The 10,770-nt window shown below is 69.9% G+C and carries 10 protein-coding genes; 6 read left to right on the top strand and 4 right to left on the bottom strand.

All coding sequences use genetic code 11. The annotated features are described in order from the left end of the window. Positions 1-49 precede the first annotated feature (49 nt). On the top strand, positions 50-1,204 hold the full coding sequence (locus Ahu01nite_RS27960) for a hypothetical protein (RefSeq protein WP_203839631.1): 1,155 nt from the start codon (positions 50-52) through the stop codon (positions 1,202-1,204). 109 nt (positions 1,205-1,313) lie between these two features. Further along, a complete protein-coding gene (locus Ahu01nite_RS27955; RefSeq protein WP_203839630.1) occupies positions 1,314-1,958 on the top strand; it encodes an NAD(P)-dependent oxidoreductase in 645 nt (214 codons plus the stop codon). Between the two features lie 250 nt (positions 1,959-2,208). Here Ahu01nite_RS27955 and Ahu01nite_RS27950 read toward each other — a convergent pair whose 3' ends face one another. Then, positions 2,209-2,619 (bottom strand): nuclear transport factor 2 family protein, encoded by a 411-nt coding sequence (locus Ahu01nite_RS27950; RefSeq protein ID WP_203839629.1) that lies wholly within the window; start codon positions 2,617-2,619, stop codon positions 2,209-2,211. Positions 2,620-2,703: 84 nt separating this feature from the next. Here Ahu01nite_RS27950 and Ahu01nite_RS27945 point away from each other — a divergent pair, with 84 nt between their 5' ends. Both Ahu01nite_RS27945 and Ahu01nite_RS27940 read left to right on the top strand, forming a co-directional pair. After that, entirely contained in the window at positions 2,704-3,216 is a 513-nt protein-coding gene (locus Ahu01nite_RS27945) for a TetR/AcrR family transcriptional regulator (protein WP_239159195.1), read from the top strand. An 80-nt stretch (positions 3,217-3,296) separates the two neighbouring features. After that, positions 3,297-4,046, top strand: a complete 750-nt coding sequence (locus Ahu01nite_RS27940; protein WP_203839627.1) for a YlbL family protein — start codon at positions 3,297-3,299, stop codon at positions 4,044-4,046. Between the two features lie 205 nt (positions 4,047-4,251). On the opposite strand, the gene Ahu01nite_RS27935 is transcribed toward Ahu01nite_RS27940, so the two are convergent. The 3 genes from Ahu01nite_RS27935 to Ahu01nite_RS27925 are packed head-to-tail and all read right to left on the bottom strand — an operon-like array spanning position 4,252 to position 8,315. Continuing rightward, complete coding sequence (locus Ahu01nite_RS27935) at positions 4,252-5,961, bottom strand: glycerol-3-phosphate dehydrogenase/oxidase (protein ID WP_203839626.1); 1,710 nt, start codon at positions 5,959-5,961, stop codon at positions 4,252-4,254. Further along, positions 5,954-7,471 (bottom strand): glycerol kinase GlpK, encoded by a 1,518-nt coding sequence (gene glpK / locus Ahu01nite_RS27930; RefSeq protein ID WP_203839625.1) that lies wholly within the window; start codon positions 7,469-7,471, stop codon positions 5,954-5,956. Before glpK (Ahu01nite_RS27930) ends, Ahu01nite_RS27935 begins: the two co-directional genes overlap by 8 nt. Then, complete coding sequence (locus Ahu01nite_RS27925; protein ID WP_203839624.1) at positions 7,464-8,315, bottom strand: MIP/aquaporin family protein; 852 nt, start codon at positions 8,313-8,315, stop codon at positions 7,464-7,466. The genes glpK (Ahu01nite_RS27930) and Ahu01nite_RS27925 overlap by 8 nt, the downstream gene beginning before the upstream one ends. 106 nt (positions 8,316-8,421) lie before the next feature. On the opposite strand from Ahu01nite_RS27925, the gene Ahu01nite_RS27920 reads away from it, so the two are divergent. Both Ahu01nite_RS27920 and glpK (Ahu01nite_RS27915) read left to right on the top strand, forming a co-directional pair. After that, complete coding sequence (locus Ahu01nite_RS27920; protein ID WP_203839623.1) at positions 8,422-9,171, top strand: IclR family transcriptional regulator; 750 nt, start codon at positions 8,422-8,424, stop codon at positions 9,169-9,171. Further along, complete coding sequence (gene glpK / locus Ahu01nite_RS27915; RefSeq protein WP_203839622.1) at positions 9,168-10,673, top strand: glycerol kinase GlpK; 1,506 nt, start codon at positions 9,168-9,170, stop codon at positions 10,671-10,673. Before Ahu01nite_RS27920 ends, glpK (Ahu01nite_RS27915) begins: the two co-directional genes overlap by 4 nt. The last annotated feature ends 97 nt before the right edge of the window (positions 10,674-10,770 follow it).

The following is a 10,770-nucleotide window of genomic DNA, read 5'->3' as shown; positions in this document are numbered from 1 at the left end:
GCTCCCGTATTGATCGCCGAGGTCCTTTGACAGGAAGGCTTTGGCGAACATGCACATCACCCGTAGTTCCGCTCGTCGCTGGCAGATCGCCGGTGTCGGCGCGGTCGCCGTGGCTCTGGTCGGCGTCGGTCTCGGGGTCGCCTCGGCCGCCGAGAACACCCCGACGGTGAACTGCCCGTCGGTCGCCGGCGCGCTCGGCACCATTCCCGCGCAGTCGCAGGCGGAGATCGAGCGGAACCTCGCTCTGCTCAACACCCAGATCGCCGAGGCGAACAAGCGCCTCGTGACCAGCAAGGGTGAGGGTGGCCCGAACTTCATCCAGAACGCGATCCTCGGCCCGCTGAAGGACAAGCGGGTGTCCACCATCGACCGGATGGTGATCTCGATCGGCCGGCACACCACGGCGCCGAAGCTGGACGAGCAGGCGCTCGCGACCTGCACGCTCAACGCCGACGGTGGTGGCGTCGCAGCTCCCGAGCCCACCGCAGTCGAGTCCGCCGCACCGGCCACCGGTGGCGACGCCGACGGCGACGCCGGCTCCGGCACCGCGCCCACGGTGAACTGCCCAGCCGTCGCCGGCTCGCTCGGTGCGATCCCGGCGCAGGCCCAGGCCGAGATCGAGCGCAACCTCGCGCTGCTCAACACGCAGATCGCCGAGGCGAACAAGCGCCTGATCACCAGCCAGGGCGAGGGCGGCGCGAACTTCATCCAGAACGCGATCCTCGGCCCGCTGAAGGACAAGCGCGTCGCCACGATCAACCGGATGGCGACGGCGATCGGCCGTAACGCCGCGAAGCCGGTCCTCGACGTCGACACCCTCGCCACCTGCAGCCTGAACGAGGGCGGCGGCGCGGCTGCCACGCCCGAGCCCACGGCGGTCGAGACCAGCACCCCCGGCACCGAGGCCGGCACGGCCCCGACCGTCAACTGCCCGGCCGTCGTCGGCCTCCCGTCGATCCCGGCGGAGGCGAAGGACGAGGTCGTGCGCAACCTCACCCTGCTCGACACCCAGATCGCCGAGGCAAACCAGCGCCTGATCACCAGCCAGGGCCAGGGCGGCGCCAACTTCATCCAGAACGCGATCCTCGGCCCCCTGGCCGACAAGCGCGTCGCCACCCTCAACCGCATCGAAACCGCCATCGGCCGGCACGCCGCCAAGCCCGAGGGCCTCGAGAAGTTCGCGGTCTGCACGCTCAACCAGTAAGCACCACCCCGCACGATACTTCGGGCGTGACCGGCTCCGGCTGGTCACGCCCGACGTGTTCTCCGGCGAGTTCCGGTCTGCACGCCCCGCCGCGGGGTAAGCAGAAGGCATGACACGTTTAACCGTTATCGGCGGAACCGGGTACACAGGCGCGGCGATCGTCCGGGAGGCGGCCGCGCGCGGGTTCGAGGTCACCGCGTACAGCCGGTCCGAACCGACCGAGCCCGTCCCCGGTGTGCGCTACGAGCAGGGTTCCATGCTCGACGAGGCCTCCCGGGTCAAGGCGGTCGGCACGGGCGAGGTCATCATCTCCGCACTTTCCCCGCGCGGCGACCTCGAAGGGAAACTGGGCGACGTCGACGCGCACCTCGCTGAACTGGCCGGGCTCTCCGGCGTCCGGTTCGGGGTGATCGGCGGTTTCAGCTCGCTGCGCCCGCAGGCCGGCGCACCGCGCTTCACCGAGAGCGGCGAGGTCCCGCCGCAGTTCGCCGCCGAGGCGAAGGAGATGGCCGACATCGCCGACGCCCTCACCGCCGCGCCGGAGTCACTCGACTGGTTCTTCGTCAGCCCCGCCGCTGAGTACGGCTCGTACGCCCCCGGCGAGGCCACCGGCAGCTACCGGCTGGGCAGCGACGTCGCGTTCTTCGACGAGGCGGGGAAATCCGCGGTCTCCGGCGCCGACTTCGCCAAGGCCGTCGTCGACGAGGTCCAGAACCCGAAGCACCACCGCGCCCACTTCTCCGTCGCCTACTGAGACAGCGCGCCTTCTGAGACAAGGGCTCTCACTGAGGCGGCGCCTTTGAGGCAAGTGCGCTCACTGCGGTAGCGCGCCTTCTGGGGCAGGGGTGCTTGCTGCGGCGGCGCACCTTCTGAGACAAGGGCGCTTGCTGCGGTAGCGCGCCTTCTGAGGCAAGGGCGCTTGCTGCGGCGGCGCGCTTTCTGAGACAAGGGCGCTCACTGAGACAAGGTGCCTTCTGGGGCAAGGGCGCTTACGTCGACAGCGCTTACCGGGCCGGGTCGTTCATCGCTGCGGCGATGGCGGCCTGGTTCTGGTATTCGCGCCAGCGGGTGATCCGGCCGTCGCGGACGGTCAGGACGCCGATGAACGGGGCGCTGGCGGAGAAGCCGGTCGCGATCATCGTGGCGGCGAGCTCGTACTCGACCACGATGGTCTCCGGGGCGGCCGTGTCGTGGACGGCGAGGGAGCGGCAGTCGTCGAAGCGGAACGGGACCGAGGCGTGGCCCGCCCTGACGTAGGCGAGAACGTCGGCCCGGCCCGTGGTGGTGACCGGGCGGCCGGGCATCGCGAACGGCGTCTCCAGCACCATGTCGTCGGCGAGCATCTCCTCGTCGAACGCGGGGGCGTTGCTGATCCAGTTCTGCCGCATGCGCTCGTACATGTCTCGTGGGGTCATCGCGGGCCTCCGGTAAGATGAGTGACGACTCGACTTTGCTCGACGATAATGAGTCGGGACTCATTTTCCAAGGGGGGTTCGCCCGTGCGGGCTGACGCGCAGCGCAACCGCGCCCGCATCCTCGACGCCGCCGAGGAGGTCTTCGCGACCCGGGGCGCGGCGGCGTCGACCGAGGAGGTCGCCCGGCGCGCCGGGGTCGCCATCGGGACCGTGTTCCGGCACTTCCCGAGTAAAGAAGACCTGGTCACGGCGATCATGAAACGTCTGCTGGGCAGCCTGGTCGAGCAGGCCGGCGAGCTGTCCGGCCCGGCCGGCCTGTTCACCTTCTTCCTCAACGTGGTGGCGAGCGCGGGACAGCAGCGCTCGGTCATCACCCTCGCCGGCGTCGACATCGGCGCGGCGACGGGCGCGCTCGACAACGCGGTGGCGGAGCTGCTCCGCCAGGCACAGGAAGCCGGGGCCGTACGTAAGGATGTCCTGCTGCCCGAGGTGATGGCGCTGCTCACCAGCCTGTGCCAGGGCGCCCTGCACAGCGGCTGGGATCCGGCCCTGCGGGAGCGAACCCTGGCGGTCGTCTTCCGCGGTCTGTCGACGTGACAGGACCGCTTCGCGGCCCGGACGCGCTGGCTACGGCGGTGGATGAAGGCGAGGAGGCCGTGATCGGTACGCTTCCTCGCATGAAACGTCGTGGCATCCTGCTCATCGCCGGCGTCGTGGTGGCTGCGCTGCTAGCAGTGGGGGTGCTGACGTTCCCGCTGCCCTACGTGGTGCTGCAGCCGGGGCCGACCGTGGACACGCTGGGCAGCCGGGACGGCAAGGAAGTGATCACGGTGACCGGGACGCCCGCGTCGGTCTCCGCGGGTCAGCTGCGGCTCACCACCATCCAGGTACGCAGTGACATCTCGTTCTCGCAGGCGTTCAGCAGCTGGTTCAACGGCGACGACGCGGTCGCGCCGCGGGACGTCGTCTATCCGCCCGGGCAGACCACCAAGGAAGTTCAGCAGGTCAACACCGAGGCGTTCCAGACGTCCGAGAGCAGTGCGGTGGTCGTGGCCAAGAAGAAGGTCGGGCATCCGTTCGAGGTCGCCATCGACCTGGACAAGATCGGCGGCCCCAGCGCCGGGCTGATGTTCACCCTCGGGATCATCGACAAGGCCACCCCGGAGGACCTGACCGGCGGGAAGATCATCGCCGGCACCGGCACCATCGACGACGCCGGGACGGTCGGGAAGATCGGCGGCATCCCGCAGAAGCTCGTCGGCGCCAAGCACGACGGTGCGCAGATCTTCCTGGTGCCCGAGGGCAACTGCGACGAGGCCCTCAAGAACGCCGTGCCGGGGCTGCCCATGGCCAAGGTCGCCACGATCGACGACGCCCTCACGGCCCTGAAGACCTACACCTCCGGCGGCACCCCCGCCCCCTGCTGACAGCGGGGACGGCCCCTGCTGGCAGCCGGAAGCTGGACCTCACCCCTGATGACCGAGCGGGAACAGGCGAGCTGATCATGGCCGTGGTGGCACGCGCGGCGACGGTGCGAACCGCGCGGCGACGGTCCGGCATGCGGCGACGGTCCGGCATGCGCGGCGACGGCCCGGACCGCGGGTGCGGGGCCGGGCCGTCGTGGCGGTGACGTCAGGAGGTGACGCGCAGGGGGAGGACGTCGGGGGCGCCGAGGCGGGCTGCGTCGGCGGTTTCGTCGTCGGGTTGTTCCTGGGAGGCTCGTTCGGCTTCCACTCGGAGGCGGTAGTTCTCGACCTCGCGTTCGCGTTGTTCGTTGGACCAGTCGAGGATGTCGCCCATGAGGTCGGCGGTCATCGGGGCGGCGGCGATGCCGCGGTCGAAGGTTTCGATGGAGATTCTGGTGCGGCGGGTGAGGGCGTCCTCGAGGTGGCGGGCGCCCTCGTGGCCGGCGGCGTAGGCGATCTCCGCGCGCAGGTGGTCCTCCGCGCCTTCGAGGGGCCTGCCCAGTTCCGGGTTCTCGCGGATCAGGGCGAGGACCTCGTGCACCAGGGAGCCGTACCGTCCGAGAAGATGTTCCACCCGGGCCACGTGCAGGCCGGACTCGTCGGCCAGGACCCGGCGGCGGTTCCACAGGGCGGCATAGCCTTCGGCACCTAACAGGGGTACGCGTTCCGTGCACGAACGCGGCACCGATCTGCCGAGCCCGTGCACCGCGGCGTCGATGGCGTCGCGGGCCATGACGCGGTAGGTCGTGTACTTGCCGCCCGCGACCACGATCAGCCCGGGGGTCGGGCTGGCCACCGTGTGCTCGCGGGACAGCTGCGAGGTCGACTCCGACTCGCCGGAGAGCAGGGGGCGCAGGCCGGCGTAGACGCCCTGCACGTCACTGCGGTCCAGTGGCGTCGCCAGCACCGTGTTGACCTGCGACAACAAGTAGTCGATGTCGGTACTGGAAGCCGCGGGGTGAGCCTTGTCGAGAGCCCAGTCGGTGTCCGTGGTGCCGATGATCCAGTGCCGGCCCCAGGGGATAACGAAGAGCACGCTTTTGGGCGTACGGAGGATAAGGCCCGTGGACGACTGGATCCGGTCGCGCGGCACCACCAGGTGGATCCCCTTGCTGGCGCGGACGTGGAACTGTCCCCGCTCACCGACCAGGGCCTGGGTGTCGTCCGTCCAGACACCGGTCGCGTTGACGACCTGCTGGGCGCGGATCTCGAACGTGCGGTCGTGTTCGAGATCGTGGACGCGGACGCCGGTGACCCGGGCGCCCTCGCGCAGGAAGCCGACGACCTCGGTGCGGTTGGCGACGTGGGCGCCGTACGCCGCGGCCGTGCGGGCCAGGAACATGGTGTGCCGGGCGTCGTCGACCTGGGCGTCGTAGTACTGCAGCGCCCCGACCAGCGAGTCCTTCTTGAGCGCCGGGCAGACACGCAGCGCCTGCCGGCGGGTCAGGTTGCGGTGCCGGGGCAGGCCGCCGTGCGTAGTGGCCATCAGGTCGTAGAGCTGCACGCCGGTGCCCGCGTACAGCCGCTCCCAGAACCGGTGTTTGAGGGGGTAGAGGAACGGGACCGGGCGGGCCAGGTGCGGGGCGAGGCGCTGAAGGATCAGGCCGCGTTCGCGCAGGGCCTCGCGGACGAGGGCGAAGTCCAGCATCTCCAGGTAGCGCAGGCCGCCGTGGATCAGCTTGCTGGACCGGCTGGACGTGCCGGAGGCGAAGTCGCGGGCCTCGACCAGCCCGACGGACAGGCCGCGGGTGACGGCGTCGAGGGCCGATCCCGCGCCGACCACGCCGCCGCCGATGACGAGCACGTCGACCTCGTGCTGCTCCAGGTAGGTGAGGGCGGCTCCACGGCTGCTGGGGGAGAGCGTCGTGTCAGTCAACGTCTACCCAATCGAGAGTGCGCTCGACGGCCTTCTTCCACCGGCCGTACCCGTCTTCCCGCTGCTCGGGGGACCACTCGGGGCTCCACCGCTGGGATTCGTTCCAGTTGTCGCGCAACTCGTCGGTCGACTTCCAGAAACCGACGGCAAGGCCTGCGGCGTACGCGGCCCCGAGCGCGGTTGTCTCCGCCACCACGGGCCGGCTCACCTTGACGCCGAGCACGTCCGCCTGGATCTGCATGCACAGGTTGTTGACGGTGATGCCGCCGTCGACCTTGAGCACGTCGAGGGTGACCCCGGAGTCCTGCGCCATCGCCTCGACGACGTCACGGGTCTGGTAGCAGATCGACTCGAGGGTGGCGCGGGCCAGGTGCGCGGCGGTGTTGAAGCGGGACAGCCCGACGATGGCGCCGCGCGCGTCGGAACGCCAGTACGGCGCGAACAGGCCGGAGAACGCGGGGACGAAGTAGACGCCGCCGCTGTCCGGGACCGACGCGGCAAGGGTCTCGCTCTCGGCGGCGTCGTTGATGATGTGCAGCTGGTCGCGCAGCCACTGCACCGCCGAGCCGGTGACCGCGATCGAGCCTTCGAGGGCGTAGACCGGGGCGGCGTCGCCGAACTTGTAGGCGACCGTCGTGAGCAGGCCGTGCTCCGAGCGTACGAGTTCGGTGCCGGTGTTGAGCAGCATGAAGTTGCCGGTGCCGTACGTGTTCTTGGCCTCGCCGACGTTGAAGCAGACCTGGCCGACCGTGGCGGCCTGCTGGTCGCCGAGGTCACCGGTCAGCGGCACCTCCCCGCCCAGCGGCCCGGGCCAGCGCGCCACGCCGTACGTGTTCGGGTCGGACGACGGGCGGATCTCCGGGAGCATCTGCCGCGGGATGTTGAAGAAGCCGAGCAGCTCTTCGTCCCAGTCCAACGTCTCCAGATTCATCAGCATGGTGCGGCTGGCGTTGGTGACGTCGGTGATGTGGTTGCCGCCGTCGACGCCGCCGGTCATGTGCCAGAGCAGCCAGCTGTCGGTGTTGCCGAAGATCGCGTCGCCGCGCTCGGCGGCCGCGCGGACCCCGTCGACGTTGTCCAGGATCCACTGGATCTTGCCGCCGGAGAAGTAGGTCGCGGGCGGCAGGCCGGCCTTGCGTCGGATGACGTCGCCGCGCCCGTCCCGGTCGAGGGCGGAGGCGATCCGGTCGGTACGGGTGTCCTGCCACACGATCGCGTTGTAGTACGGCCGGCCGGTGCGGCGGTCCCACACCACCGTGGTCTCGCGCTGGTTGGTGATGCCCAGCGCGGCCAGATCGGTGGCCTGCAGGTTCGCCTTCTGCATCGCGGTACGGATGACCGACGTGGTGCGCTCCGCGATCTCGATCGGGTTGTGCTCCACCCAGCCGGCCTGCGGCAGGATCTGCTCGTGCTCGAGCTGGTGCCGCGCCACCTCGTTGCCGCCGTGATCGAAGATCATGAAACGGGTGCTGGTGGTGCCCTGATCAACTGCGCCGACGAAATCAGCCACGGCCTGCCTCCACGGTCTCGGGTGTCTCATTCTGCGGGATGCGGCCCGGCTCCTCGGGCTCGCCCGGCTCCTTCGGGAGGAACCGGCCGACCAGCGCCTGGTACAGCCCGGCACCGAGCAGGCCACCGAGGACCGGCGCCACGATCGGTATCCAGAAATACAGGTAACCGGTCTGATCTCGGAACGCCCCGCCGTACCCGGTGAAATAGCTTGCCAGTCGCGGCCCGAAGTCACGGGCGGGGTTGATCGCGTAGCCGGCGTCGGTGCCCCACGCCATGCCGATCCCGACGATCAGCAGGCCGATGACGACCGGGGCGAGGTTGGCCGCCGGGGGAGTGCCGGCCGCGTCGGTGATGGCCAGGATCAGGAAGAGCAGGATCGCCGTACCGATGATCTGGTCGCGGAACGCTCCCCACTCGCCGACCGGGAGGGTCCCGTTGCCCGGCAGCGTCGAGAAGACGCCCTGGGTCTTGATGGTCAGGCCGGGGTCGGCGGCGTGCAGGACCTCGGTGTAGTTCCACCGCACGATCAGCGCGGCGACGAAGGCGCCGAGGAACTGCGCCAGGGAGTAGGGGAGCACCTTGCGCCACGAGAAGCCCTTGAAGGCCGCGAGCGCGATGGTGACCGCGGGGTTGAGGTGGGCGCCGCTGACGCGGCCCGCGACGTAGACGCCGAGCATGACGCCCAGGCCCCACGCCCAGGCGATGCTGTCGTGGTCGCCGATGCCGCCGCCCGCCACCTGCGCGACGACACCGACTCCGAAGAGGATGAGGATCATGGTCCCGGCGAACTCCGCGGCCAGTTCGCCCGCGAGGCCTCCGGGAACTTTCCATCGTGCTGCCATGACCACGACGCTATGAAGGTGACCGGGGCCACACAATGAACACCGTTCGGCATTGTCGAACATCGACTGGTTTCCCTACGTAATCATCTGGCATAACATCCGTAACGTGCCTGGAACCGTCCAGTCGATCGAGAGAGCCGCTGCGATCCTGCGGATGCTCGCCGGTGGGCCCGGCCATCTCGGGCTAGCGGAGATCGCCCGGTCGCTCGATCTGGCGAAGGGAACGGTGCACGGCATCCTGCGCACCCTGCAGGGCGTCGGCTTCGTCGAGCAGGACCGGTCCTCGGGGCACTACCAGCTCGGCGCGGCCCTGCTGCACCTCGGCACCAGCTACCTCGACATCAACGAGCTCCGGTCCCGCTCGATCAACTGGGCGGACCCGCTCGCTGCCCGCTCCGGCGAGGCGGTCCGGATCGGCACCGTGCTGGAAGGGAAGGTCCTGGTGGTGCATCACGTGTTCCGTCCCGACGACACTTTCCAGACTCTCGACATCGGAACACTGCTCCCACTTCATGCCACTGCTCTCGGCAAGGTGCTCCTCGCGTACCGGACGGCTCCTCTTCCTGACTTGGAGCGCTTCACCCACCGGACCGTGACGTCACCCGCCCGGCTCACCACCGACCTGGCCGGGGTCCGCGAAGCGGGCTGGGCCGCCGACATCGAGGAACTGACGGTCGGCCAGGCCGCCGTCGCCGCCCCGATCCGCGGGTACGGCGGCCTCGTCGTCGGTGCGATCGGCGTCTCCGGCCTCGTCGAACGCATCTGCGACAGCCACTACCGCCCGCACCCGCGCCTCGTCGGCTACGTCCGGGACGCCGCCCGCGCGGTCTCCCGGGACCTGGGAGCCACCCGATGACCTCACCGACCGAACGTTTCGTCGTCGCCATCGACCAGGGCACCACGTCGACCCGGTGCATCGTCTTCGACCGCCGCGGCCAGCTCGTTTCCCTCGCGCAGCAGGAGCACAAGCAGTACTTCCCCCGCCCGGGCTGGGTCGAGCACGACGCCGCGGAGATCTGGCGCAACGTCGAACGCCTCGCCCCGCTCGCCCTGCGCCGCGCCGGCATCACCCTCGACCAGGTCGCCGCCGTCGGCATCGCGAACCAGCGCGAGACCACGGTCGTCTGGGACCGGCGCACCGGCGTCCCGGTCAGCCGCGCGCTGGTCTGGCAGGACACGCGTACCGACGCGCTGGTCACGGCGTTACGCGACGCCCCGGGGGCGGCGGCGGTGCAGGAACGCTCGGCGCTGCCGCTGGCGACGTACTTCTCCGGGCCTCGCCTGCGCTGGATGCTCGACCACACCCCTGGCCTGCAGGAACGCGCCGAGCGCGGCGAGATCCTGTTCGGCACCATGGAGACCTGGCTGATCTGGAACCTCACCGGCGGCAAGCACTACACCGACGTCACCAACGCCAGCCGGACCAATCTGCTCGACGTGCACACCCTCGACTGGTCCCCGGAGTCGCTCGCGTTCTTCGGCATCCCCCGGGCCATGCTCCCCGAGGTCAAACCGTCGGTCGGCAGCTTCGGGACGGCGGTCGCGGCCTTTGCCGGGGTACGCATCGGGGGCGCGCTCGGCGACCAGCAGGCGGCTCTGTTCGGCCAGACCTGCTTCACCCCCGGCGAGGCGAAATGTACGTACGGCACCGGCAGCTTCCTGCTCCTCAACACCGGCACCGATCTCGTACGCTCGGACAACGGCCTGCTCAGCACCGTCGCCTACCAGGTCGAGGGCTCCCCGGCGCACTACGCACTCGAAGGCTCCATCGCGATCACCGGCTCGCTGGTCCAATGGTTCCGCGACCAGCTCGAACTGATCGCCAGCGCCCCCGAGATCGAAACCCTCGCCCGCACGGTCAAGGACAACGGCGGCTGCTACATCGTCCCCGCCTTCTCCGGCCTCTACGCCCCGCACTGGCGCTCCGAGGCCCGCGGCGTCATCGTCGGCCTGACCTCGTACATCACCAAGGGCCACCTCGCCCGCGCCGTCCTCGAAGCCACGGCCTGGCAGACCCGCGAGGTCGTCGACGCCATGAACGTCAACTCCGGCCTCACCCTCAAGACCCTCAAGGTCGACGGCGGCATGACCGCCGACAACCTGTTGATGCAGTACGTCGCCGACGTCCTCGACGTCCCGGTCGTCCGCCCGCTCGCCTCTGAGACAGTCAGTCTCGGAGCTGCCTACGCGGCCGGCCTGGCAGTCGGCTACTGGCCCGACCTGGAAGACCTGCGCCACAACTGGCACCGCGCCGGCCAATGGCTCCCGGCCATGGACCCAGCCCTGCGAACCACCGAATACGCCAACTGGCGCCGCGCCGTCGAACGCACCTTCGACTGGATCCAGCCCGCGGCCTAGTTCCCCGCCGCCTGCCGCCTGCCGCCGCCTGCCGCGGTCTCTGCTTGCTCGGTCTCTGCTTGCTCTGGTTTCTGGTTGCTCTGGTTTCTGGTTGCTC

This window comes from Winogradskya humida, assembly GCF_016862215.1.
Classification (GTDB): Bacteria; Actinomycetota; Actinomycetes; order Mycobacteriales; family Micromonosporaceae; genus Actinoplanes; species Actinoplanes humidus.
The sequence above is the reverse complement of the archived record's forward strand: the minus strand, read 5'-3'. Positions and strand labels throughout refer to the sequence as shown.